The following is a 26893-nucleotide window of genomic DNA, read 5'->3' as shown; positions in this document are numbered from 1 at the left end:
ATCGCATGACCAAACCTCATGTCAGTATTATTATCCCTTTCTCCCGTAAGGAGCAGACACAGGTTGTTTTGGCGTGTTTGGAGCAACAGACATATCCAGCGGATCTTGTAGAGATTTTGCTTGTCGGCGCGCAGAGCAGTGTCCTGTCCCAACACTATGCCATTAAGGCCGTCGAAACGAAGCCCATTTACTATCCTGGTGAGGCACGAAACATTGGTGCGCACGAGGCAACAGGCAAGTATCTCTTGTTCCTCGATGATGATTGTGCTCCGGCTGCTAACTGGATTGAAGAGAACATCGCGGCCTTGGGGCGACCAGGAATAGGTGCTGTGGGAGGCCAGATTACAGGTAAGTCGAGGGCCTTTTTCGCGCGTTGCGTGGACTTCAGTCGCTTTGGTTTCTATCAAATCGGGAGAGAGCGAGAGATGGTGGTCTGCTCCGCCAGTCTGGGGGTCGCGAAAGAAGTCTTCATGGAAGTAGGCGGGTTTGATGAGACACTGCGTTCCGAGGAGGACATGGATTTCTGTTTCCGTTTGCAAGCACATGGCTATAGAACACTCTATCAGCCAGCCATCAAGGTTGTGCATGACCATCGGCGTACCACGCTCAGCGCCTTGCTACGTTATAGCTACTTTTATGGTCGCGTGAGTGGCCTGCATGTAAAGCGCCTCTATCCAGGCTTATCCCGACGCAACAAGATCCTGTTGATGGTTCAGCAACCACACCTGTATCCGTTGATGATGCTGCCTATTTCTCTAGGGGCTACACTCAATATCGTGCGCCTGACCGTACGCGAATACCCGGCTGTCTTACTATACGCTCCCTTTATTGTCGCGTCCAAGCTCGCAAGTCATATCGGCATCTGGCGCTGGCTCTTCTATGGCACGCACCCTCAGCGGATAGTGAAGACGGAATAGACGTATATGTTTATTGGAAGAACCAAGCGAGCCTGGCTTCTACTGCTCATTCTTGTCTTGATCCTAGCAAGCCTGGTAGCGACTATAAGGCTCACAGCCCATAGCGAGGCTGTCTTCTCTTCCCCTGCGACTCCTACGGTCTCGAAGCATAGGCTCTCTCCCATCCCCTCGTATTCTGTTGAAGGCAGGATGATCTTTGATAACCAGGGAAAGCTCTATGTCCCTTATGGTGTGCACAGTACGGCTCTGTTTCAGCCCGATTGGCGGCATAGCCTTGATTACAAAAATTTTACGCGGGATCAGATCAAGGCTGCGCGGACCTTCTGGCATTCCAATGTGATTACATTTCAGATCTCGCGCGAGAACTTGTTCCCCGACCGGCAACATCCCACAACGTTGGATGGCGACTATCTAGCGGCCATGGATCGAGCTGTCTCGTGGACAACGCAGGAGCACATGAATGTCATCTTCAACCTGCAAACTGAGGCGTCAAGCAATGAGATGATGGCGACCCCGGCTGATATGACGTTCTGGTGGGTTGTCGCGGGACGCTATAAGGAGAATCAGAAGGTCTTCTTTGACATCTTTAACGAGCCGCGAAACTTTTATGACTGGAATCTCTGGCAGAATGGCGGCGTGCGTGATGGCGTGCAGTATGTGGGAATGCAGCAACTTGTAGATGCCATACGCCAGACAGGAGCCCAAAATCTGATCCTGGCGCAGGGGCAGGGCGCGGGTGAGAGCTTCGACTATGACAACTTTCGCGATCATCTGTTGAAGGGCGCGAACATTGTCTATGCGATCCATCCCTATTTAAACAATACGCAGCATGCGACGCGAGATGATTGGGAGAGCTGGTGGGGGCTGTCCGTGCGCAAGCTAGATGTTCCCTTTGTGATTGGTGAATGGAACGAAACGCCAGGGAGTGGTTGTATCGCAAATGCCGGTACGGTCGTTCCCCAATTTCTTACGTACGTGCAGGCGTTGCATATCGGGCTGATTGCCTGGGCGCTTACTCCGGGCGCACTTATTCGCAGCGACGGCGCCGGAGATGCTTCCTGGGACTGGACTAACCTGACCAGCTTTGATACTCCTACCTATGCCTGCAATGATGAAATGAACTATCCCTATTTTGATCCCCAGGCTCAGGGCGCGGGCCAACTCCTCCTTCAATTCCTGCGTACCAATTCGCCTTAAAGCCTTGTGCAAAAAAGATGATCGATCAACACTGTTAATCAGTGGATCCGCCAGATTGTAGGGCCTATGCTGGCATGGACCTTACAACTCTCCGTGTCATTTGGTGGATGTGCCAATAGCGTTTTAACAGCGTCGATCCCTGTTGTGCGTTTTCTCCTCTCTACTCTGTGCGGTCTTTGGTGAGTTCACCGATACAGGTGCGCAGTGCGTCTGCTAGAACATGTATATACCTGGTACGGCTTGTCAGGTGGTTGCCCTCGACTTCATAGACCTCGACATCTTGCTTGCTTGCGAGCAGGTTGGTCCAGAAGGTCCTTCTCCCTGCGTTATCTTCTTTGGCCCAGAAGATCGCGAGCTTTCCACGATGTGGCCGAACTGTATAGTTGGAGGCAATCCAGCAGAAGAGGCTGTTGTAGTTCTCGTGCAGCTTCTCTATGGGCGGGAAGACCCATTGGAAGTTTGGGTGCGGTAGCTCTACCTCCTCTGGATCACGAGTCCCCAGGGTCTCGCGCTCCTTTTTGAGGAGGCGCTGGCGATAGTTCCACAATCTGATATATTCATAGGCATGGAGTGTACGGAAGAAGAGCCTATCCTGTCGTTTCATATCCAGGCGGAGAATGGGTTGGAGGTTGCGTATGCCTTTCATCAGCCAGGAAGAGAAGGTAGGCGCACTTCCGGGATCCATCATAATCAACTTCTCTACTTCTTGCCCCTCCTTTTGAAGTTGCCGTGCCATTTCGTAGGCGATGAGCGCGCCATTACACCAGCCACCGAGCAGGTAAGGACCTTCAGGTTGAAGCGTGCGCATAGCTTTGATATGGGCCGTCGCTACTTCTTCCAACGTAGGAATGACATCGAGGCCCGTATAGATGTATGGCTCCAACAGGTAGAATGGGCGCTCTGGCCCCAGAGCCTGGGAGAGCTTTAAGCTATAGAATGCCTTCCCATTCCAGTCTCCGTGAAGGAAGAAGAATGGGCGTTTCGTACCGCTTGCCTGGACTGCGACAACTGGCGTGCGTGTCTCGCTACGTTTGTCGGACTTGATGCTCTCAGCCAGGCGCTCAATTGTTGGGCTCTTAAACAGTATTGAGAGTGGCAAGGACTTACCGCTCATTCGTTGTACTTGAGCCACCATGCGTGCAGCTAGCAGGGAATGACCGCCCAGGGCAAAGAAGTCGTCGCGGATACCGATGGGGCGCACATTCAACAAATCTTCCCATATATCTACCAGTTGACGCTGCATGAGCGTTTGCGGTTCGACGTAAGTCCCCTTAACATCCAGGTGTTCGTTTTCTGGTTTAGGTAAAGCACGGCGGTCAACCTTGCCGTTAGGCGTGAGCGGTAGTGCATCGAGAGTGACAACGAGCGCTGGAACCATGTACGCAGGCAACGCAGCGCTCAAGTGATCTCGTAGCTCCTGTTGGGTGACCTGTTGATCTGGTTGACAGACGACATAGGCGACCAGGCGTGTATCGCTAGGACCCTCTTCGCGTGCCACGACAATGGCTTGGCGGATGGCCTGGTGCTGGGAGAGCACGGTCTCAATCTCGCCGAGCTCCAGGCGCATCCCTCGCACCTTGACCTGCTGGTCCACGCGCCCCAGGTATTCCAGGGTACCGTCGGGCAGGTAGCGTGCCCAGTCTCCTGTCTTGAAGAAGCGCACGTCGGAGTCAGGGCGCAGCGGATCAGCAAGGAAGACAGCCTCGGTGAGGTCAGGGCGTTGGTGATAGCCACGCGCGACCCCATCGCCACCGAGGTAGAGCTCTCCGGGAACGCTCACGGGCACAGGTCGTCGCTGCTGATCGAGCAGATAAACGCGCATGTTTGCGATGGGGCGTCCGATGAGCACGCGTTCGGCCTGGGGAGGAAGCTCATAGCAGGTTGCATCGGCGGCCACCTCTGAGGAGCCATAGAGGTTGAGTAACTTGCTCTGTAGCAATGCTTGCTGGAAGCGGCGTACCAGGTCGAGGGGAAGCGCCTCTCCGCTACAAATCCAGTGGCGCAGATGGGGCAGGCGTGTTTGCAGGTCGGGCTGGCTCTCCAGCAAGACGCGCAAGAGCGAGGGGACCAGGACCAGGCGTGAGACCTGGTGCTGAGCGAGCAGATCCAGGAATTGCTGTGTGTCCTTCACCGCGGCTTCTGGAAAGAGCACGAGCCTGACGCCTTGCAGGAGCGGACCAAAGATCTCCCAGACGGCATCGACGAAGTTGAGGGTCGTCTTCTGCGCGCAGACCTCGTCGGAGGCGAAGGGATACTGGGTCCACATCCAGTGGAAGCGGTTGAGGCTGGCGCGATGGGTGCCCAGGACCCCTTTGGGTCGGCCCGTTGAGCCGGAGGTGTAGAGCAGGTAGGCCAGCGATTCACCCGTGATCTCAGCGGCGGGATTCTCGGTCCGTTCCTGGGCGATGCGCTCCCAATCGCGGTCGAGACAGAGTGCGTGGATGTCGCTGTCCAGAGGAAGCGTGTTGATATGCCGCTCCTGGGTGAGCAGGAGAGAGACCTGGGCATCGTGCAGCATGAAGCGCAGGCGCTCCTGAGGGAAGGTTGGATCGAGGGGGACGTACGCGGCACCAGCCTTGAGGATAGCGAGCAAGGCGACAATCATGGTGCGAGAGCGTTCCAGAGCGATGCCAACGCGTGCTTCTGGCATAATGCCCTCATGGCGGAGGAAGTGTGCAAGCTGATTGGCGCGAGCGTTGAGGTCACGATAGGTCAGGGTCCCTTCGGCGTCGATGAGCGCGAGAGCGCCGGGCGTGCGCTCAACCTGCTCCTCGAAGAGACGTTGAATGGTGCCCTCGTGAGGATAGGTGGCATGCGTATTGTTCCAGTCGAGCAGGAGCTGGCGTTGCTCCGCCTCGCTCAGCATGGGAAGTTTTCGCGCCTGTTGTTCAGGATGGGCGACCATGCTTTCGAGTAGGCGTCGCCAGTGCTCAGCCATCCGGGCTATTGTTCCCTCATCAAAGAGGTCGGTGCTGTATTCGAGGAGCCCTTCAATGCCATCGGGACGATCTGCCAGTTCAAGCGAGAGATCAAACATGGCTGCGCCAGTTGGCACGTTTTTCTGTGTGAAATCCCAGTTGGATGCTCCATCTGCCAGAGGGGGATCGAGAGTCAGGAAGACCTGGAAGAGCGGACTCTGACCAAGTGAGCGGTCTGGTTGGAGTTCCTGAACGAGCCTGTCAAAGGGCATATGCTGGTGCGCATGGGCGGCCAGGACATTCTCCCGCACGCGCGCGAGCAATTCACGCACACTGGGATCCCCAGAGAGGTCGTTGCGCAACACCAGCGTATTGATGCAGTAGCCCACCATGGTATCGATCTGGGTCAGCCCGCGCTCGGCGGAGGTCGTGCCCAGCAGAATATCTTGCTGTCCAGTATAGCGCTCAAGTAGGAGCAGGAAGGCGGTGGTGAGTGTCATATAGAGCGAGACTTTCTCTTGCTGGCTCAAATGCTTGAGAGCCTCGCTCAGCGAAGGGGGCAGCGTGAAGTTGTACAAGGCGCCTTTGTGTGTGGGCTGCGTGGGTCGTGGCCGATCGGTTGGGAGTTCGAGGAGGGTCGGCGCTCCCTCCAGCATCAGCTTCCAAAAGTCTAGCTCCCGCGAGAGAACGTCGTCCTGTAGCCACTGGCGCTGCCATGCCGCGAAATCACCCATCTGCGTGGGAACGTCCGGAAGGCCGGGTATCTCGCCATGCACAAAGGCGCTATAGAGCGTCGCTAGCTCACGAAGCATCAGATTAATTGACCAGCCATCAGCGATGATGTGGTGCATGGTGAGGAGCAAGAGATGCTCTTCGCTTTCCAGGTGGAAGAGCGAGGCGCGGAAGAGCGGGCCATGCTGCAAATCGAAAGTCCGCTGTACTTCATGTGTGACAAGGCGGTGAGCCTCGGCCTCACGCTCCTCGGTAGGCAGGTCTTCAAGGTGGTGAATGGTGATCGGGATGGGACGTGCGGGAGCAATGACTTGCACCGGTTCATCATGCTGTGTGGCGAAGGTTGTGCGCAAGGCCTCATGGTGCATGACTAATGCATCTAGGCTCTGCTGTAGCGCGCCCAGATTTAACGCCTGGCACAGCCGCATCGTCGCCTGAAGATTGTAAGCAGTAGTATTGTCATCTAACTGGTCAACGAACCAGAGACCACGTTGGGCTAAGGAGGTTGGGAGCAACACCGTCCCGTCTGCCTGGGCCTGGCGAGGCGCGACGCGTATTTCTGGCAGTTGTGTACTGGTATCACCGGATTTGGCCTGAAGCAGAAATGCTGCTTGCTGGGCGATAGTTGGCGTCTCGAAGAACAGGCGTAGTGGCAACTCGGTCTGTAAGTTGGTGTAGACGCGGGCCGCGACCTGCATCGCGAGCAGCGAGTGACCACCCAGGACAAAGAAGTTATCATGGATACCGATGTGTTCTCTGCCTAACACATGCGACCAGATATGTGCCATCTCCTGCTCAATGGCGGTACGTGGCGCGATATAGCTCTCAATGCCCTCGTGAGCGCTGATATCTGGCATCGGAAGGGCGCGGCGGTCCACTTTGCCATTGGGCGTTTGCGGCAGCGTTTCCAGGACGACAAAGACAGAAGGTACCATATAAGCTGGTAGATGCGCCTGCGCCAAGCGCCGTAGCTCGCTTGTGTCAGGTACACATCCTGGCTGTGGAAGGATGTAGGCGACCAGGCGTTGATTGCCGGGCTCGTCCTCGCGCACAAGTGTCACTGCCTGTTGGACGGCTGGATGGCGTGCGAGTACTGATTCTATTTCGCCCAGTTCGATCCGATAGCCACGTAATTTCACCTGGTGATCGATGCGTCCAATGAGCTCAAGAGTTCCATCGACGCGCAAGCGTGCCAGGTCACCTGTGCGATAGAGCCGTACCTCTTTCCCCTGGATACGACACATCGGGAAGCGCTCGGCGGTCAATTCCGGGCGGCGCAAGTAGCCACGTGCCAGGCCATCTCCGCCAATCGTGAGCTCACCAGGGATGCCAGGGGGCAGGGGCTGTCCGTAGGCATCGAGAATGTAGATACTGGTGTTGGCGATAGGCCCTCCCACCGAGATACTTTGGTCCTCAGGCTCAATCTTGTTGAGAGTGGACCAGATCGTGGTTTCAGTTGGTCCATACATGTTATAGAGCGAGCCGACTCTGGACAGGAGTTGTCGTGCCAGTTCGAGAGGAAGCGCCTCACCGCCACAGAGGGCCTTGAGAGCGGGATGGCCCTTCCAGCCAGTGCTCAGAAGTAGACGCCAGGTGATGGGCGTGGCCTGCATAACGCTGATCTGTTCACGCTCCAAGAGCGCGGCGAGCGCGCTTCCGCTGGTTGCGTCATCGCGGCTGGCGATAATGAGGCGCGCGCCAACCACCAGGGGCAGGTAGAGTTCCAGGCCCGCGATGTCGAAGGAGAGCGTGGTGACCGCGAGCAAGCGATCTTGAGCATTTAGCCCGGGTTCCTCGCGCATTGAGAGGAGGAAATTGACCAGGGCATGCTGTGAGATCTGGACGCCCTTGGGTTTCCCTGTCGAGCCAGAGGTATAGATGACATAGGCAAGCTGCTCGCCATCGATGACCGGGTCAAGATTCTTTTCGTCGTTTGACGCCATCTGTTCACGATCCCGATCTATGTAGACAGTGTGTCCCGCATGTGGCGGGAGCTGAGAAGCCAGTGCTTGCTGAGTGAGGAGGACTGGTGCCTGCGCATCTTCAAGCATGAAGGCGATGCGCTCGACTGGATAGGTGGGATCAAGCGGGAGGTAGGCTCCCCCCGCTTTGAGGATGCCCAGCAAGGCAACGATCGTATCGAGCGAGCGCTCCAGGCAGAGACCGACGAGCGTATCGCGTCCAACGCCCAGTGTACGCAGATATCGTGCGAGCTGGTTCGCGCGGGCGTTGAGCTCCCGGTAGGTATAGGACGTATCCGCGAACGTCACGGCAATACTCTCCGGGGTGCGTGTGACCTGCTCTTCAAAAAGCTGATGAACCCTCTTGTCACGTGGGTAGTCGCGTCGGGTTGTATGAACTTGGGCCAGCAGCTGTTCAGACTCGTTCTGCGTCAGCAGAGATATGTCCGCGAGATGTTGCCCTGGATCGGCCACGATCTGGGTGAGCAAGTGCTGCCAGTGTTCGGCCATGCGCTCAATTGTCGCTGCGTCAAAGAGGTCCGTGCTATATTCGAAGTGTCCAATAAGGCCCTCAAGATGGTCATCCAGCTCAAGCGAGAGGTCGAACTTGCTGCCTCCTGTTCCCACGGCCATGCGTGTGAGCGTCCAGGGCGTTGTGGAGGGAGAGGAGGGGGGATCAAGCTGGATCGCAACCTGGAAGAGGGCGTTCTGGCCTGTTGTGCGCACAAGCTGTAACTCCCGTACAAGCGTCTCAAAAGGAAGATCCTGGTGAGCATGGGCGTCCAACGTCGTGTCGCGCACGCGGCGTAGCAACTCGCGCAACGTCGGATTCCCCGCGAGGTTGGCGCGTAGGGCCACGGTATTGAGGAAGAGGCCCATGACCTCCTGCACTTCGGGAAGCTGACGATCAGCGATTGCGCTCCCAAGAACGATATCGTCTTGCCCGGTATAGCGATGGAGGAGCAGCTGGAAGGCCGCGACCAGGATGATGTAGGGAGTCACCTCTTCCTGGCGGCTGGCAGCTTGAATGGCCTCTGTAAGCGCCCTGCTAAGGGGAAATGTATGTGTCGCGCCACGTGTTGTTGGCGTCGCGGGGCGCGGCCTGTCGGTAGGCAATTCTAAGGCGCCAGGCGCGTTGGCAAGCTGCTGCTTCCAGTAAGAGAGATGCTCTTTGAGCCGGTCTTCGCGCAGGGCCTCACGTTGCCAGAGCGCGAAGTCGGCGTATTGAATTGGGAGCTCCGGCAGATCTGGTTGCTGACCTGTAGCGAAGGATGTATAGAGTCGTTCTAGCTCTTTAAAGAAGATACCGATCGTCCAACCATCGGAGATGATATGGTGGATGAAGAGCGCGAGCACATACTGTTGGGGGGTCAGGTGATAGATGGTGACGCGCCAGAGGGGGCCAAGTGTGAGATCAAAGGCTTGCTGGGCTTCAGCCTCGATCAAGCGCTGTGTGGTCAGCTCTCGTATGTGTTCTGGTTCGGCCTGAAGATCGACCTCTTTCAATGTAAAGGGCTGTGCTGGTCGAATGATTTGCTGTGGCTGTCCATCGATAAGCGCGAAGTGGCTGCGCAGAATCTCGTGGCGTTGTTGTATCGCCTCCAGGCTCATGCGCAGGGCCTCCACATGCAATTCGCCTGTGAAGTGCATCAATGCAGGAATGGTGTAGGCGGGATTTCCAGGTGTCAATTGATCCATAAACCAGAGTCGTTGCTGCGCGAAGGAGACTGGCACGACCATGACCTTTTGCCCATCCATTGAAGATGCCACGGAAAGTGGTTGCCACGCGCGGACGAAGGGGCGTAGTGGTGGAAGTGCGTCTGTCTCTTGTCGCGTCTTGAGCTGCTCGATATATTTGGAGAGTTGGGCGATAGTAGGAGCCTCGAAGAGAGCGCGAAGGGGGAGTGTGACCTGTATGCTTGCGCGCAAACGCGAGATGACCTGTGCCGCCAGCAGGGAATGTCCACCGAGCGCGAAGAAGTTATCATGAATGCCAATCTGCTCACGACCGAGCTCCTGCGACCAGGTGTCCACAAGTACCTGCTCAGCCGGGGTGCGTGGTGCGACATAATCTTCTCGCAGATTGGCACGCGTGGTGACCGGGGCTGGAAGGGCGCGACGGTCTACTTTCCCATTGGGACTGAGAGGGAGTTCGCTTAGTTCCAGAAAGGCTGATGGCACCATATACTCAGGAACGTGTTGCAGCATGTACTGTTGCAGCTCGTGTATGCTTCCAGGCTGTTCCTTATGCCAGACAATATACGCGACCAGGCGTTTATCGCCAGGAATATCCTCGCGTGCCACCACCACGACCTCTCGCACAGCGGAATAATGGCCAATGGTCGCCTCAACCTCGCCCAATTCGATGCGGAAGCCACGCAACTTAATCTGATGGTCTATGCGACCCAGGTATGCAATCTCGCCTCCTGGTGTATAACGTGCCAGGTCGCCTGTACGATAGAGGCGAGCGTTGGCATCCTGGCTAAAGGGATTGGCAATAAAACGCTCGTTGGTCAATTCCGCTCGATTGAGGTAGCCGCGTGCGACCCCAATACCGCCAATATGCAACTCACCTGGTACGCCAACAGGCACGGGCTGACCATAGCGGTTAAGGATATAGATCTGGGTGTTGGCGATAGGATAGCCAATTGGCACGATATGCCGCTGGTTGTTGCGCTGACATTCCCAATAGGTCGCGTCAATAGCGGCTTCAGTCGGACCATAGAGATTATGTAGTGCCGCACCGTGGCGAGCGAAGAAGCTCTCTTGCAATTCATAGGGGAGTGCTTCACCGCTACACATGACCTGTCTCAGGCTGGTGCACTGTTCAAGACCCGGTTCCATCACAAAAACCTGGAGCATTGAGGGTACGAAGTGAAGGGTTGTAATCTGCTGCTCTTGAATGAGCGAGACCAGGTACGCGCTATCTTTATGCCCCTCGGGGCGCGCTACGACGAGTCGCGCGCCTGCCATCATCGGCCAGAAGAATTCCCAGACTGAGACATCGAAACTGAATGGAGTCTTCTGCAAGACGCAATCCTGCTCCGTCAACTGATAAGCATCTTGCATCCAGAGCAAGCGATTACAAATGCCACGGTGCGTATTGATGACACCTTTCGGTTTTCCTGTTGATCCAGAGGTATAGATGACATAGGCTGCGTTCCCAGGTTGCGCGATAGTAGGAAGATTGCCGCTATCTTCTTGTGCGATTATCTCCCATTCTGTGTCCAGGCAGATGATGTGCCTATTATCCGCTATCAATGTATCTGCGAGGTGAGCCTGGGTGAGTAGGATAAGTTGCTGCTGGTGCTCACTTTGCGCTATGTCCTCAAGCATAAAGGTGATGCGTTCAGATGGATAGGTTGGGTCGAGCGGGACATATGCTCCGCCTGCTTTTAGAACAGCGAGTAGGGCCACAACCATCTCAATTGAGCGTTCCATAGAGACGCCAACAAGTACCTCGGGCCCTACCCCTAGTTTGCGTAGATAGCGTGCAAGTTGATTCGCATGCTCGTTTAGTTCCCGATAGGAGAGTTGTCTGTGCTCAAAAATGAGTGCAGGTCTTTCAGGAGTGCGCTCAATCTGAGCCTCTATAAGCTGATGAAGACAGAGGTCATTAGGATATGCCTTTGCGGTATGGTTCCACTCAATCACAATCTGTTGATGTTCTTCTTCGGTGAGGAGAGGCAGAGCCGCGAGAGGTTGCGTTAGCGCATTGACCATGGCTGCGAGTAATATCTGCAATTGTTCTGTTTGGCGTGCTATGGTAGTAGAGTCAAACAGAGCCTGATTATAGCTCATCTGGCCTATGATATTCTCACCCTGGTCGATGAATTGCAGCGCAAGGTCACCTGGTACGGCCCGCGAATCCTCTGCCGAGGGGATGATCCTCAAGGCCGTAGGAGTAGAACGGAGCGATTCGGAAAAGGCAAATTGCACCTGAAAAGGCGAAGGACATACCAAATTATGTTCCGTTTTTAACTTCTTGAGTACATGTGTGAAGGGAATGTCCTGGTACCTGGTGGTTTGTATGAGTTCCTGGTGTGTTCGCTCAAACAGTGATTGTATTGTTGGATTCTCTGTAAAGAGGGTGCGTAAAGGATACACGTTATTAGAAAAGGGTGCTTGTTGCTCGGATTGAAGCGATCTATCCGTTGGTGAGTGAACACCAATGAAGAATTCATCCTGATTCGTATAGAAGTGGAGTAGCACTTGAAATCCTGTCAGGAAGAGTGCCGACAATGTAACATCTCTTAGCCGACAATACGCTCTGAGTGTACTAACGAGTGATTGTGGCAATGTCCATGTATAGATCGCTTCTTCATTGTTCGTATGCACGGAACGTGGATAGTCGACAGGCAATTTAAGCTCTGTGGGCATAGTAAAGAGGTACGCTTTCCAATAAGCAATGTGCTCCTCCATCTCCTGGTCTCGTATTTGCTCCTGTTCAAAGGGCAAGGAAATACCGCCTTTTGTATGGGTATGCATGGATGTATCATCAATAGCCGATGAAATCCGCACCTGTTCTTCCAATTTTTCCGTCTCTATGAGAGTGTGTTGATTTTTCGGTGTTTTTTTTGTAGTAGACATACAAACCCATCCCTTATCTAGAGTCTTATTAGATCAATGAAATTCTGTTTTACTTTCGGCTTTCCTGAATTGATCTTAGCGATGTTTAGTCTGTCTTAAGAAGAAAGGCGAGCAATTTTTGCTTCTTAATAAAGATAATCGTTACTATCCATGCGAACGCACCAAGAAATAGTCCATATTTCTTACCTCATAGACTAATTGCCGAATGGAGGTTGTTGTATTGAGAGTGGGAAGCCAACGGTATTCTGGCGATAATCAGAGAATGAGTTGATCGTAACATACAACATGAGAATCGTTTGTGAAGTTGCTCACATTCATGAATTTGTTTATTACACAAGCGTTGAGCTATGTTCAGGAACATGGTTTAATTACAGAGATTGTGGCAGGCTGTACTCGGAAAATCAATGAGGTGCAAGCGCGGGATGGCACCTTTATTGGGGGAGTTGAAGTGGGAACCCGAAGGAGGTGACACTCTCCGGGCCAAGAAAAGCTGTCAAGGAGGCGATCTGCTTGGGAAATCGCGAACCATCGAGCGTGAGAACTTGAATGGCAAATGCTCGATAAGATCGTGTTGCTTCATCAGCTCGATACACCACAAAGGCTGATTGCTCATTGGCACGCGTCGGAGATAGACGCCACTGTTTTTGGAGGCCAGGGGGAAATAAAACCGCAAAGAGAACGCGGCGAATTGCGTCTCGTCTCTGGTACCACGAAGGAACCGGTGGCATAGAGAGGGCAACTTGCCTCAGCCTTCGTTGGCAGGTAACTGAGGGTGGTGGCTTTCTCTCCCGGATGGTCAGGGTTTGGATCCTTCACGCGTGGTCGCCAATGTGCCATCATGGCCAGAACGCCTCCACTGGGATCACGTTGGCGCAGGTCATAGGTCTCAAACGTCTCCACGGGCTGGAGTACCTCCCATTCTCACGGCTTTCCACGGTGCGTTGCACTAGCACAAGAGCGAATCGACACCCTTTGCGTTTTGCCGTCAGTTTTGCTGTCAACGATGCGTTCCCCAAAAAAGAGAGACGCTCTCGGGAGTGTCTAGAAGCGGTGTGAGAGTATCATCATTATAAAGAGGTGCTGGTGGAGAGATCCGTGGGTGCCTCCCCGCCCCTTTTCGCCGTTGTCCGCCAAGGTGCTTCCCGAGCGGCTTGAGAGGGACCATTATTCATCAGGAACCGTCGTAATCTGCTGGCGTCCGGCGGCTTTGCTGTCAATTTGCCGTCAAAATTGGCGAGGCGAAGGGTGCTCTCCCCCGAGTTCCCGATGAGTCATCCAGGCGGTTGCTAGCGAGTACGGTCGTTATTGAGTTAGAGAGACAAAAAAGGTGCTCTGCAGAGCCTGGCGCTGATTTTGTGAAAGCTCTATTTGCAGCAATGAAAAACTCTGCCATTTATGCTTACAAGGACAAGATTGGGAATGTTGTATTAGATAAGTTCAAAGACTGTTTCGTAGAAATTTAGGTTGCGCACAATACCATTGACAACCATGTACTTTTGGAGTAGTCTTTTTCATACGCGACCACTAGACATTCTCCTCTAGAGAAAAAGGCTCTTCTCGACAGTAAAAGGAATGGTACCTTTTGCTCGTAAGAGAATGACGTTCACGACTGTTCAGCAAGACACCTCCTGTATTCGAAAAGAGAGGGAGTTCATGCCTGCCGTAAAGGGTACGTGAAGGCACCAAAAGACGTAATCTCTTGAAGAAGGGTGGCATGGTGAAAGTCCTGCCAGGTAGTACCACACTGTTTCATGAAGCGAGCAAACATGCTTCTTTTGCCCAAGGGACTGAGCAAAGGGGAAAAGGAGATAGGCAACGCTATGTGCTCTGTCGATGCTTCTGTGGGCGTTTCACCCACATCACATCCTCAACTGACATCGCTGTTGGAGACACTTTCTGATACACTGATCTTCCTCGATCCATCAGCGACAATCTACTATGCCAGTACACGAGCAGCGGCCATGCTCGGGACAAGCAAACAAAAATTGCAAGGGGGCACCCTCTGGCAAGGCGCTCCTCATCTGGTGGGCACCGCGCTCTACCAGGCCGTTACCACTGCCATTCATACGCAGGAGTCGCTTGCAATCACCTATCGCTGTCCAATCACCCAGAACTGGCTGCGTGTGCGCCTCTTGCCGACGCATGGTGGCGTCCTCCTCTTTTTCCAGAAAGGGAAGGAGCCTGTACGGCTCTCTGATGCTCTTCCCCAGAGCGAACAGCGCTATCGCAGCCTGCTGGAGAGCTTTACAGACGGAATCGTCATCCTCACCCCTGAAGGGCTGATCATCGACATCAATCAGCACCCTCTCGTGGTGGCCCAGGTCAGCCGAGAGGAGGTCATCGGCCGACCAATGGTCGACTTTCCCACGTGGAAGTCCGCACCAGTCGCGCAAAAGCAACTGCGCGCCGCCATTGCGCGGGCCAGCGGAGGCGAAACGGTCCACTTTGAGGTCAGACTCTACCCGCAGGCCGAACATTACCGGGACCTTGCGCTGGTCATCATCCCACATCATGCTGACAACCAGCGCATCGAGTACCTAACCTGTGTAGGCCTCGAGGTGACTGAGCGGAAGCAGGCCGAGGAAGAATGGCGCGTCCTGCTCGATGTGCTCCCTCACTTCGTCTGGGTGATGCGTCCTGATGGCTCTCCCTCTTACCAGAATCGGCGCTGGCGTGACTATACCACCGTGGCCGTTGAAGACGACCAGGGGATAGACGGATGGAGCCATTGGATTCATCCTGATGATCGACAACGCGTTCTCGAAACGTGGCAGGCCGCTGTGCAGTCAGGGAACCCGTACGAAGTGCAGCATCGACTCCTGGAAGGGGAAACGGGAACGTATCGCTGGTATCTCACGCGAGGCGTGCCCAGAAAAGATCAGCAGGGAGTGATCTGGCAATGGGTGCGCACCTGCACGAACGTTGACGAGCTGAAAGAGGTGGAGACCGCTTTGTACCAGAGCCGGGAACGGATGCGCACCCTGATGGACTCGAATATCATAGGCATCTTCATCTCCAGAGACGATGAGATCATCGAGGCCAACAACACGTTCTTGCGTATGACCGGCTATAGCCAGGAGGACCTGCGCCAGGGGAACATGGACTGGTTCCGCATGACGCATCCAGACTCTTTTACTCGAACGCAACAGGCACAGCAAGAACTCACGCAGCATCAGACGCTGCTTCCCTATGAGAAAGAGTACGTGTGTAAAGATGGGAGCCGGCTTCCGGTGCTCGTATGTGCCGTGGCGTTCCCTTTCGATCCTTCGCAGAATATCTGCTTTGTGCTCGATAATTCTGCACGTAAAGAACTGGAGTTGCGCAAAGAGAACTTTCTGAGCATGGCCAGCCATGAACTCAAGACACCATTGACCGCTATCAAGATGCGTTTGCAACTGGCACGAGTACGGCTTCTCAAGCAAGGGTTGGGTGAGGCGGCGACCATGCTTTCACGAGCGGAGGAGCCAGTTCATCTCCTCGATCGCTTGATCGGCGAGTTGCTGGACGTCTCCAAACTCCAGGCCGGAAAGCTTGACTACCTTTACGAGCCAGTAGATATGGAGGCGTTGGTGTATGAGATTGCCGAAACAACGCAACTGATGAGTACCACCCACACCATCGTGGTGCATGGATCGGCTCCCGGCACCGTCATCGGCGATAAAGGTCGGCTCGAACAGGTCTTTATCAACCTGATCAGCAATGCCATCGCGTACTCGCCCGATGCCAACACGGTTGATATTGACCTGCATGCCACCTCCGAGGCCGTCACGGTCAGCGTGCGAGATTATGGCATCGGCATTCCACAGGGGCAGCGCGAGAAAATCTTCGAGCGCTTCTACCGGGCATTTGATCTGAGTCAGCGAGCAGTTCCAGGCCTGGGAATGGGATTGACGATTGCACAAGAGATTGTCACACAGCATGGGGGAACGATTACAGTGCAGAGCGAAGAGGGGAAAGGCTCGACTTTTCAGGTGACACTTCCCCTCGAGAGACCCACCTCATAGCATCCTGGGAGAGACGACACCCTCATTTCGCGCTAAAAGCGCGTGGGCATTCGTTCTCCGCATACCGCCTTCATAGCGGGAACGGGTCAAGAATCCTCTGTGGACCCACGTGGAGAGAGGCTGGAAGGCAGGAAGACGTCATCACTCCACCCGGTGAGGGCCCATTCACGGGAAGCGAGGCAACTGCCCTGGCGCAGCCCTCTCCTGAGGCTCAAAACAGGAACACATTGTTGTTTTCAGGGATGAGGGTACGTGAAAGGGGTACAGACAGCATGAAATACAATCCACAAAGTAGCGAGTATATTGCTCTCACATCGCGCGACACGCTCCTGAGCATCCTTGAGAGGCTCCCTGACGCGTTGTTTTTCGTCGATGACACTGCAAGGATTGTGTATGCCAATACGAGCGCGCAGACCATGCTAGGCGCATCACGAGAAGCATTACTGGGAAACTCCTTCTGGCGCGGTGTTCCACAACTGGTGAGCCCCTCACTCTATCAGGCCGTGCGCAAGACCAGGCAAACCCAGGAACCGACCGACGTGGAGTATCATTCTCCCGTGACCCGGACCTGGCTGCACGCGCATCTCGCTCCGACCGTTGGGGGACTCACGTTGCAATTCCACCAGATGAGAGCACCAACACCACACCAGGAGACGTTTCCCCGGGGCGAGCGCCTCTGCATCGATGACCTGGATGGCCTTCATACCAGGATCGGGATTCTGACGCCCGAGGGGATCGTGTTGGACATCAATGCGGTCCCGTTAGACGACGCGCAGGTCCCACGCGAGGAGGTGATTGGCAAACCGCTGGCCGAGACCCCCTGGTGGTCCTTTGCTCCTGCCAGTCAAGAGCAGCTGCGCGCCGCCATCGCGCGAGCCAACGCAGGAGAAACGGTGTGTTTCGAGGCCCTGGTTCGCCCGAGGGAAGGGATGCTCCTTTCCTTTGAGAGCGTGATCACCCCCCACATGGATGCGGATCATCACGTCGAGTACCTCGTCATCGCCGGCATCGACGTCACCGCGCGCAAGCGAGCCGAAAGAGACATCCATGCGCTCATCGATGCCATCCCCCAGTTGGTCTGGACCGGGCGACCGGACGGCTACGTCGACTCGTATAATCAACGCTGGCGCGATTATACCGGCCTGACCACCGAAGAGGCCCAGGGGGATGGATGGATGCAGTGTACACATCCGGAGGACCGGCAACGCGTCCTGGAGACATGGCAGCGCGCCGTCCAGACCGGCGAGCCGTATGAAACGGAACAGCGCCTGCGCCATGGCACCACTGGGGAGTATCGCTGGTTCCTGATGCAAGCAACACCCTACACCGATGCGCAGGGCACGATCCTCAAATATGTTGGCACCTGCACCGATATTCATGACAAAAAGCGGGCCGAAGCAGAACTGCGTGCCCTGATCGATGCCATCCCCCAGTTGGTCTGGATGCTGGGCCCCGATGGCTCGAGTGAATACGGCAACCAACGCTGGTGTGACTATACCAACATGTCCTTTGAACAATACCAGGGGGACGGCTGGCTCCAGGCCATCCACCCTGACGATTATCAGCACACGCTGATGCTCTGGCGTCATGCGCTTGAAACAGGTGAACCCTTCGAGATCGAATATCGTCTCAAGAATGGCCAAACGGGGGGCTATCGCTGGTTCTTAGCTCGTGCGCTCCCGGTACGCGATGAAGCAGGCCAGATCCTCAAGTGGTTTGGCACCTGCACCGATATTCATGAGAAAAAGCAGATCGAAGACGACATCCGTGCCCTGGTTGATGCCATCCCCCAATTTGTCTGGATCATGCACCCCGATGGTTCTGCTGAATACGCGAACCCACGCTGGTGTGAGTATACCGGCATGACCTCCCAACACTACCAGGGGGACGGCTGGCTCCAGGCCATCCACCCCGATGACCGGCAACGTGTCCTGGCGGGGTGGCAGAGCGCCGTCCAGGCAGGCAGGCCCTATGAAGGGGAACAGCGCCTGCGCAATAGCACCACCGGAGACTATCGTTGGTTTCTTGCCAGAGGAGCGCCGTTCAAAGATGCGCAGGGCACGATCCTGAAATATTTTGGCACCACCACTGACATCGATGAGCAGAAACAGGCTGAACAGAGAAGCAAAGCCAGTGAGGAGAACTGGCGGGTGCTGGCCGAAACGGTGCCGCAGATGGTGTGGACGACGCGCCCAAATGGCCAGCACGAGTATGTGAACCAGCGCTGGTGTGACTACATGGGGGTTACGGTTGAGCACATGCAAAGCGACCGATGGGCTCCTCTCCCGTTCATCCATCCCGATGATCGGGAAGGCACCCGAGCGCTCTGGCAGCATGCACTGGACACGGGAGGAATGTATGAGCACGAAGAGCGTTTCAGAAATAGCCAGACCGGAGCCTATCGCTGGTTCTTAGCCCGCGCCATGCCGGTGCGCGATGGAGCAGGCCAGATCCTCAAATGGTTTGGCACCATCACTGACATCGAGGACCAGAAACGCATCGAGCAGCAGCTCAAAGAAAGCGAGGAGAACTGGCGCGTGCTGGCCGAAACGGTGCCGCAGCTCGTGTGGGCATCGTCGCCAGATGGACGGGTTGAGTATTGGAATCAACGGTGGTATACCTATACCGGTTCCGCCCCTGAACACGCATTGGGCCATGAATGGAGCCAGTTCTTGCACCCTGACGAGTATCAGCACACCCTGATGGTCTGGCATCATGTGCTCGAAACGGGGAGACCCTATGAGATCGAATATCGTCTGAAGGAGGGCCAAACGGGTGCGTATCGCTGGTTCTTAGTTCGCGGCATGCCGGTACGCGACGACACCAGTCAGATCGTCAAGTGGTTTGGCACCTGTACCGACATTGAGGACCAGAAACAGGCTGAACAGAAAATCAAAGAAAGCGAGCAGTACTGGCGTGTGCTGGCCGAAACAGTGCCACAATTCGTGTGGATAGGGCAACCGGGCGGCTCGAAAGAGTATTACAATCAGCGCTGGTTCGACTATGCTCATGCCGCTTTTGAGCAATTGCAAGGCGATGGATGGCTTGAGTTCTTGCACCCCGATGATTATGAACGGACGCAGGCTCTTGGACGTCATGCGCGTGAAACGGGTGAGCCCTATGAGATCGAAAATCGTTTGAAGGACGGCAAAACAGGGACCTATCGCTGGTTCTTAACGCGCGGGGTGCCGGTACGTGATGACACCGGTCAGATCGTCAAGTGGTTTGGGACGGTCACCGACATCGACGAGCAGAAACGGACGGAGGAGGCCTTGCGCCAGAGCCAGGAACGCGTCAACATCCTGATGAACTCCAGTATTATCGGAATCTTTCTCGCCGAAGGTGAGCAGATTGTGGATGCCAATGACACCTATCTGCGCATGACCGGCTATACGCGGGATGATCTGCGTGCCAGGAGCATCAGCTGGATGCGCATGACGCCTCCAGAGTATCTGGCTCGTACCCAGCAAGCGCGCCAAGAACTCGTCGTTCAACAATATGGAACCCCTTATGAGAAAGAATATGTCTGTAAAGATGGCAGCCGACTTCCCGTGGTCGTAGGAGTCGTGGCCTTACGACGCGACCCGCTCCACACGATCGGCTTTGTGCTGGATAATTCGGCCCGCAAGGAGCTGGAACAACGCAAAGATGATTTTATCAGCATGGCCAGCCATGAGCTCAGGAACCCGCTCGCTGCCTTAAAGATGCAGACCCAACTGGTGCAAAAACGACTGGAAAGGCAATCTCTTCACGAGGCTGCCACAGCGCTTTCCAGGGTGGAGGGGCCCGTCAAGCAACTTGAACGCCTGATTGGCGAGTTACTGGATGTCTCCAAGATCCAGGCGGGCAAGTTGGAGTACGTCCGGGAGACGGTCGATCTCGATGCGTTGCTCCACGAGGTGGCCGACACGATGCAGCAGCTCAGTACGACGCATATCATTGCGGTGCGCGGTGCGGTACCACACTCACTGGTCGGGGACAAAGATCGACTCGGACAGGTCTTCATCAACCTGATCAGCAATGCCATCAAGTATTCTCCCGGCGCAGAAACGGTCGAGATGGACCTCGACGCCTCCCCAGAGGCGGCCATCATCGGTGTGCACGATCATGGCCTGGGCATCCCACGAGAACAGTGCGACAAGATTTTTGAGCGGTTCTATCGGGCCGCTGGTCCCAAGCAGAAAGCGATCCCCGGCTTGGGCATGGGGTTGTACATTGTGGCAGAGATCGTCAAGCGTCATGGGGGGACCATTACGGTGGACAGCACCGTCGGGGAAGGATCGACCTTTACGGTGACCCTTCCCCTCAACAGAGATACCTGAGTAGTGAAAGAACACGACGTGCGTCATTGGGGGTTGTGGTGCAGCGACACAGGAATGTGGTTGAAGGCCAATTCGAGCGCGAGCTAGCCTTAGAGAAGCTGTAATGCATGCCAAAAGAGCAGAGAGAACGAAGCATACCTTCCTACCGGTTTCGCTCCTCTCGCACGATGCCCCATCTTTCTGGGCTGGGTTTGTGGGAGCAGTCCAACCGTTTTGCTGTCACTTTTGCCGTCAACGATGCGTTTCGCCAAAAAGGGAAGCGTTCTCAGGAGCGTCTAGAATAGGCCTGAGAGCGTCGTCCTCATAAGAGGGAGACGGTGGAGAGATCCGTGGGCGCCTCCCCGCCCCTTTCCGCCGCTGTCCGTTGGGGCACTTCCCGTGAGGGTTAAGGGGAATCACCGCCCGCCGAGGCGCCTCGTAATCCTCTGGTGTTCGGCGGCTTTGCCGTCAATTTGTAGTCAAATTCGGTGAAGTGAGAGGTACTCTCCCCTCGAGTTTCCAATGTGCCATCCAGGCGGTTGCCAGCGAGTACGACCGTGCTTGTGAGCCAAAAGAGGGAACTATCGGGAGACAGTTTATCCGCCATCGATCCGCCATCGATCCGCCACCCGATCTGTCTCCTGGCTTGCCGGCGCGATGCTCGTGCACCGCTTTATGAGGAGGAAGAGATGGCATGTTGGTACCCACCCTGATGCTGGGCGCATCTTAATTGGTCTGATCCGCAAGGTAACTGGTGAGAGGCAATTCAGGCTCGTACAATTGCTGACCTAGAGCACGCTGTGGGCAAATATTCGTTCCTGGCAGGAGTACTGTGCGGCGAACAGTGAGCTAGAGGCTCCGGTACGCTTTGCCTCGTTCTCATATGGGGAGGTGCTGGTTCAGAACGTGCAAGTCGCATTGGAGAGGCAAGAGCGCTGACATCTGCAGCCAATTGATCTCGCCTTCGTCGTGCGTTCGGTGCTCCAGGTGTGTGTAGGGACTGAGTTTCTAAAAAGGATTAGGATGAAGAGATATAAAAAAATATTATTTTGAAAGATTAATTAAACATATTTTGCGTAAGAGCGGATGATTTGTTAAAATCGAGATAAAAGAGTGAAAGAGGATCTCAATTTATGCTAAAAGAAATTACTATACGTACTCATAAAGCTTTGAAAAGGTGTTCTTTGCTTGGCTTAGTGCAGGTTCAAGTGACCCTTTGTGTAAGAGGGTCAAATAGGGTTATATCCAAATTGATCGCATACGTGCGTCATAACTTCCTGGGCTATGAGTAAGCGTGCCGATTCGACGATCTGTTTGTTATGAACCAAAGCGTCTCTGCGGACCTGGAGAACGTAGCCTATCGTTGGGCACACCACCTGCTCACTCTCTATCACACGCTCATCTGCCAGCGCTTCACGCCGATGGAACGCCTGCACGTTATTCGCTTCTTGATAGATCTCTGTTTCTCTCGTGCTCCAAGGAAGATGGTATGCATGCTCTCAGCGAGGGCAATCACTCCAAATCACGTTCAGATCCAGCCCCGCAGAAGATGGAGCGACTTTCCCCGTCTATGCAGAGATGAGCATGTGACGGGTTCAGCCTTTTTCAGCCTGGTGAACCAGATCCCGGAATTCCTGCGTTGCCTGGCTCGCGTATCCTCCCATGATGCCTGCTCTGTTGAATGAAACGGTGGGGCAACTTGAAAAAGCGGTGGCAGAGACAAGCCAGGCACCCTCCTGAAAAAAAGTCAGCACATCATAGCTGCCTTCCGCTCCCTGCGAGTTACAGCTGGAATCCTTGTTGGGGGGCCAGGGGAGCAAGTTGTACGCAGTGTGATACAATTTCTGGATGGTGCTCTGGTCTCTAGAAATGCGGAAATCCGGCCCGGAGCCTGGCTGTATGCTAACAGGAGCGTGCTCGATTTCCAATGTATCGGGCCTGGCTGGCGCGAACGTCATGCTGGAAAGCTCCTGGTCCAACTGCTGCTGGAATTGCCCGGTCAGGCGCAAGGCAGGAAACGTTGTCTTTCCGACCATTTTGACCAGCGAGCAGCCACCGCGAAACACCTGGGCGCGCAGGAGGACCTCACCCTTGTAGAAGAAGAGGTCATCGTAGGTGGAGGTCTGATCTCCGCAGAATCCGGTTATGGACGATGGAGTAGAGAGGAAGGTAGAGAGGTATGTGAAGAGCCTTTGTACCTTTCCGGCCGATGTGATCTTCGCGTAGAGTGGGACCTGTACGTTGCCCTGGTACCGTACAATCTCCAGGTGATCAGGATGTGTAACGTGAGGAGCGCTGGTGATGGCCTGATCGAGGAGTGACCAGAAATCCTGGTTGGCCTGGCGCAAATCGCCGCCGCGCAAAAAGAGATCACTGCAGCCTCCCCGGTCAGCTATGACGGTCTCCGCCCTTTGTGCACCTGCCCAGAAAACCAGTTGATATCCAGGGCCACCTATGCCTGGACAGGCTCGTCCTGGCGCTGGCTGTGGAGAGGCCAGCGCGGCCTTATAGAGTTGTTGTGCGGTTTCTTGTTTGCTGACATACAGCGTCTCTGGAGATGTATTCCCATATAAAAAAAACTCGATCTGGAGTTTGGTCAAATCGGCGCTGCTATGCAGATTCACCAATGGTTTTGGATCACAGGCTGTAAAGAGCAGGGTGCAGAGTATTGCTATCAGCGCAAGTGGAAAAAGGTGCAGTGGTGTCCTCATCATAAAATCTCCCTTGATTATGGTCATTACGTGAAGGAGATATTCCTCATTAGTAGACGTTTTCGGCCATGCCTTTGTTGCAATATTGGGTCAGGGATTCACAGTATTGAAGATACCATGCAAAAAGAAGTCCGAATACCGTGACTCCTTGATATCATCTCATCTCTTCATTGCACAGATGGTTACTTGAACCTGCACTAGTGGGTCAACTCGCAATTGAGCACCAGGAGGGAAGCGGAGGTGATAGAATAGGGGGAGAAAGAAGGAAAACGTCCATGGCTCAATCCCCAAAACACCCTCTGCGTCCCTTGAGCGAGCAGGAAGAGCGTGAATTGCAGCGCATCGTCAAGGCCAGCAGTGAACGGATAGACGTGGCGCGGCGAGCCAAAGCGCTGCTGGCAGTAGCGGCCTCGCAGTCTTTTCCGCAGGCAGCATTGGTGGCAGGCTTTAGAGAGGCATGCAGTGTGCGCGAGTTGGTCGAGCGCTTCAATGAGCACGGTTTGGCAGCGCTTTCGATTGCTGCTGGTCGTGGGCGCAAGCCGACCTACACGAGCGCGCAGCAGGCGCGTATTCTGCAAGAAGTACACAGGACCCCAGATCGGCAGACCGATCAGACTGCTACCTGGTCACTCTCCTTACTGCGCAAGGCACTGCAAGCCTCGGATCTGCCTCACATCGCCAACGAAACCATTCGTCAGGTGCTGCATGGTTCAGGCTACAGCTATCAGCGAACACGCACCTGGTGCCGCACCGGCTACGCGCTGCGCAAACGCAAAGGCGGCACGGTGACGACCTATGACGAGCAAACACTGGAAAAAAAAGACTGATCGAGTTGGCATGCGAGCACGCGGAAGCTGCCGGGATCGTGCAACTCAATGAAGATGAAGCTGGACCGTATCAGGCCATCCCACAGCCGGGCTCCTCGTGGCAACCAGAGGGCCATCCCCTCTTGCATCCCCACGAGTACGAGCGTGGGGGCACCGCTAAACTGCTGACCCTCTTTCGCCCTGCCACAGGCCAGCTCCGAGCGAAAGGGGTGCTCTCCGCTCCCAATGCCGTCTTGCATCCCTGGCAGAAAGAGCAACTCTCGGAGGTGTTGGACGAATTGGAGAAAAAGCAGCCAGCAGAGACCTTGCCGCCGGAAGCAGAGCGGGCGCACTATGCACAGTGGAAAACGTGGTTGTGGCCACACGAGAACGATGAGGGGCTTCCTCCCTTACGCATCGTGCTCGTGTGGGACAATCTGGCTGGGCACCTGACTCCCGACCTTGTGGTATGGTTGTTTCATCATGGGGTGATGCCGCTCTACACTCCCGTTGGTGGCTCGTGGCTCAATATGGCAGAGTCGGTACAACGCATCATTGTGCCGCGCGCTTTGTCTGGGCAACATCCCAAGAACCCCCAACAAGTCATCGACTGGTTGGAGCAAACAGTGGCCGGTTGGAACGTGAAGCCGACGCCCTTTGTCTGGAATGGCAAGCGCAGGCGACGGCGCGAACGCGCGCGGACACGCCGTCTGTCCGGATCGAGCGCTGCAGTGATTCGAGGGTATTCAATTGCAAGCTGACCCACTAGTGGGTCAGTTGCCAAGTTTTGTCCGGTTAAGCTGCCTTTCGGTAGTAGCGGACCGAGCGAAGACGTCGAGGAATGACGTAAGCAGCGGTGGCACCAGAACCTCCCACACGATGGCGCCGTGCATAGGCTCGATCCCGGCGTGCATGCCGCTTGCCGCCCCAGATAAAAGGCGTGGGACGACGATTCCAACCTGCGACGGCATCAGTAAGCCACTGCTTGAGGATCTCGACATCATAGGTATGATAGCCTTGCAATGCTCTCCGTTTGATGATCCGTTGCACCGACTCCGCCATGTTGAGCCAGGAACCTGCATTGGGCGTGGAAAGTAAGAGAATGCCATGCTCTGCACACCACTGCACCAGGCTGTGGCTTTTGTGCCCGGCCAGATTGTCCCAGATCAAGAGGATTCTGACGGGAGGGAAAAAGCGATCCAACTGCTCGGCGGCTGGATAGATATCCCAATCCTGCCAACGCCGGCCAGTTGGAACCGTCTCGGGAGCAGGAGGACACTGTTTCAAGATGTCTGTCAATTCTCGCTGCAACCAGGGATGCAGAATGGCATTGGTACTTTGCTGAACCACTTCGGCGCGCAGTTCTCCAGTGGCAGGGCGGAACAAGGTGAGTAATTTCGCCGTTTCCCCTCGCAGGTATTGATGCGCCTGGCGTGCCGGTCGATTTTCCACCTGCCAGGAACTGCCAGGCTGTGGAATGGTCTGATACGGACCAGCCTCGTCTTCGCACCATACCTGGAACCCAAGCTGTTCGCCAATCAGATAGGCTCGCTCAATCACTGCTGTTTTTTCCTGGGTATATTCGTCATAGCTTTCTTCAACACGACCATCCTTTTTGCGTAGGGTCTTGCCTGTCTCACACCAGGTCCGACTCTTTTGCCAGCTGTAACCAGCCTCATGCAGCGTGTAGAGAATAGTAAATGTGCTCACTCGCGGCAATCCGTCAGGGGCTTCTCGTAAGGCACGTCGTAACGTAGCAAGTGACCACGTCGCTGTGCCGTCTTCTTTGCGCAAGGGATGGCGACGGAGTTCTTGGACAATCCGTGTTCGTTCAGTCGAGCCATAGCTGCGGGGATGGCCACGGCGAGGAAGGTCATCCAGAGCAACAAGACCTCGTTCATGAAAGCGGCGAATCAGCCGGGCAACGGTTTTCGGGGTTTTCCAGCCAGCTGCTTTTGCGGCATCTGTCAGGTTTTTTCCCGCTTCGATAGCCAGAAGAGCAACGGCTCGCTGATGGCGGTTCAGACGTTCGCTGGGAGCATGGCTGATGCGTGTGAGTTCGCTGCGTTCGGCATCCGTAAGAGGGCGGAGGGGTTGAGTAATGGGATGGGACATACCGTGGGGTTCTTGAAGCGTCCTTTCATGGATCATGGGTTCTTATGTTCTCCTTGAGTATGTCACAACCGGACAAGACTTGGCAACTGACCCACTAGCAGGAAAAGGCGCGGAAGTGCCCTATCAGGATGCATTATTTGAATGTATGGTAAGTACTGTAGATCCTGCCGAGATTTTCTCCTTATGAGCAAATATACCTGAGATATGCTCATAAGGTAATCTTTTTGCCCCAAAGTGGACATGAGGCATATTATCTGTCAACCATCAATTTTATCGGTTTACACGCAACTTTGCTGATAGGAAATCTGATATAATGCAGCTAGTGATACATGGCTGTGTTTTGGGACACGTTGGTTTTGGGCTCTCTGCCTATGATGTCCAGAGAGAGGGAGTGAAAAGATGTCCGACAGAACGGCGAATCAGTGCAATTTTTGCGCGAAAGTGAATAGAGAAGAGGCAACAACGTGTGAAGTCTGCGGTCACGAACTTCATCGTGCAACCGAGCTGCAATCTTCTCAAACCAATGGTAGAAAGAAAGGACTTCGCTTTATCCTCTCGCGAATTGGTGCCGTTGATGCCTTACATCTTCATTTACATTGAAGAGGCTCATTCTTCCACAGTCTCGCTGATACCAGGATCAT

The 26893-nt window shown here is 54.9% G+C and carries 12 protein-coding genes; 6 read left to right on the top strand and 6 right to left on the bottom strand.

The window, feature by feature from the left end:
* The first annotated feature begins 5 nt into the window (after nt 1-5).
* Together KRAC_RS18020 and KRAC_RS18015 are read left to right on the top strand one after the other, a co-directional pair.
* Nucleotides 6-917 carry a glycosyltransferase gene (locus KRAC_RS18020; protein ID WP_007909462.1) on the top strand — a complete coding sequence of 304 codons (912 nt, stop codon included), beginning with the start codon at nt 6-8 and terminating at the stop codon, nt 915-917.
* 6 nt (nt 918-923) lie between these two features.
* Nucleotides 924-2114 (top strand): glycoside hydrolase family 5 protein, encoded by a 1191-nt coding sequence (locus tag KRAC_RS18015; RefSeq protein ID WP_007909461.1) that lies wholly within the window; start codon nt 924-926, stop codon nt 2112-2114.
* A 160-nt stretch (nt 2115-2274) separates the two neighbouring features.
* Here KRAC_RS18015 and KRAC_RS18010 read toward each other — a convergent pair whose 3' ends face one another.
* Both KRAC_RS18010 and KRAC_RS18005 read right to left on the bottom strand, forming a co-directional pair.
* Nucleotides 2275-12315, bottom strand: a complete 10041-nt coding sequence (locus tag KRAC_RS18010; protein WP_007909460.1) for a non-ribosomal peptide synthetase — start codon at nt 12313-12315, stop codon at nt 2275-2277.
* 609 nt (nt 12316-12924) lie between these two features.
* Nucleotides 12925-13215, bottom strand: a complete 291-nt coding sequence (locus KRAC_RS18005) for a hypothetical protein (RefSeq protein WP_007909459.1) — start codon at nt 13213-13215, stop codon at nt 12925-12927.
* Nucleotides 13216-14135: 920 nt separating this feature from the next.
* Between KRAC_RS18005 and KRAC_RS17995 the strand changes: the two genes are divergently transcribed.
* Both KRAC_RS17995 and KRAC_RS17990 read left to right on the top strand, forming a co-directional pair.
* Complete coding sequence (locus KRAC_RS17995) at nt 14136-16319, top strand: PAS domain-containing sensor histidine kinase (RefSeq protein WP_040443809.1); 2184 nt, start codon at nt 14136-14138, stop codon at nt 16317-16319.
* 272 nt (nt 16320-16591) lie between these two features.
* Nucleotides 16592-20641 carry a PAS domain S-box protein gene (locus KRAC_RS17990; protein WP_007909455.1) on the top strand — a complete coding sequence of 1350 codons (4050 nt, stop codon included), beginning with the start codon at nt 16592-16594 and terminating at the stop codon, nt 20639-20641.
* 385 nt (nt 20642-21026) lie between these two features.
* On the opposite strand, the gene KRAC_RS71340 is transcribed toward KRAC_RS17990, so the two are convergent.
* The 3 genes from KRAC_RS71340 to KRAC_RS17980 all read right to left on the bottom strand — a co-directional run bounded on the left by KRAC_RS71340 (nt 21027) and on the right by KRAC_RS17980 (nt 23334).
* Nucleotides 21027-21227: a hypothetical protein gene (locus KRAC_RS71340; RefSeq protein WP_007909454.1), complete on the bottom strand. Its 201-nt coding sequence runs from the start codon at nt 21225-21227 to the stop codon at nt 21027-21029.
* A 622-nt stretch (nt 21228-21849) separates the two neighbouring features.
* Nucleotides 21850-22056, bottom strand: coding sequence for a hypothetical protein (locus KRAC_RS17985; protein ID WP_040443808.1), 207 nt, complete (start codon nt 22054-22056; stop codon nt 21850-21852).
* A gap of 159 nt (nt 22057-22215) precedes the next feature.
* Nucleotides 22216-23334 (bottom strand): hypothetical protein, encoded by a 1119-nt coding sequence (locus tag KRAC_RS17980; protein WP_007909442.1) that lies wholly within the window; start codon nt 23332-23334, stop codon nt 22216-22218.
* A 272-nt stretch (nt 23335-23606) separates the two neighbouring features.
* Here KRAC_RS17980 and KRAC_RS17975 point away from each other — a divergent pair, with 272 nt between their 5' ends.
* Nucleotides 23607-24158: a helix-turn-helix domain-containing protein gene (locus KRAC_RS17975; RefSeq protein WP_007906090.1), complete on the top strand. Its 552-nt coding sequence runs from the start codon at nt 23607-23609 to the stop codon at nt 24156-24158.
* 5 nt (nt 24159-24163) lie between these two features.
* On the top strand, nt 24164-24898 hold the full coding sequence (locus tag KRAC_RS17970; RefSeq protein WP_052568371.1) for a transposase: 735 nt from the start codon (nt 24164-24166) through the stop codon (nt 24896-24898).
* A 34-nt stretch (nt 24899-24932) separates the two neighbouring features.
* On the opposite strand, the gene KRAC_RS76010 is transcribed toward KRAC_RS17970, so the two are convergent.
* Nucleotides 24933-26288: a transposase gene (locus KRAC_RS76010; RefSeq protein ID WP_007909441.1), complete on the bottom strand. Its 1356-nt coding sequence runs from the start codon at nt 26286-26288 to the stop codon at nt 24933-24935.
* Nucleotides 26289-26893: the final 605 nt, after the last annotated feature.

It is taken from the genome of Ktedonobacter racemifer DSM 44963, from assembly GCF_000178855.1.
GTDB classification, from domain to species: domain Bacteria; phylum Chloroflexota; class Ktedonobacteria; order Ktedonobacterales; family Ktedonobacteraceae; genus Ktedonobacter; species Ktedonobacter racemifer.
The sequence above is the reverse complement of the archived record's forward strand: the minus strand, read 5'-3'. Positions and strand labels throughout refer to the sequence as shown.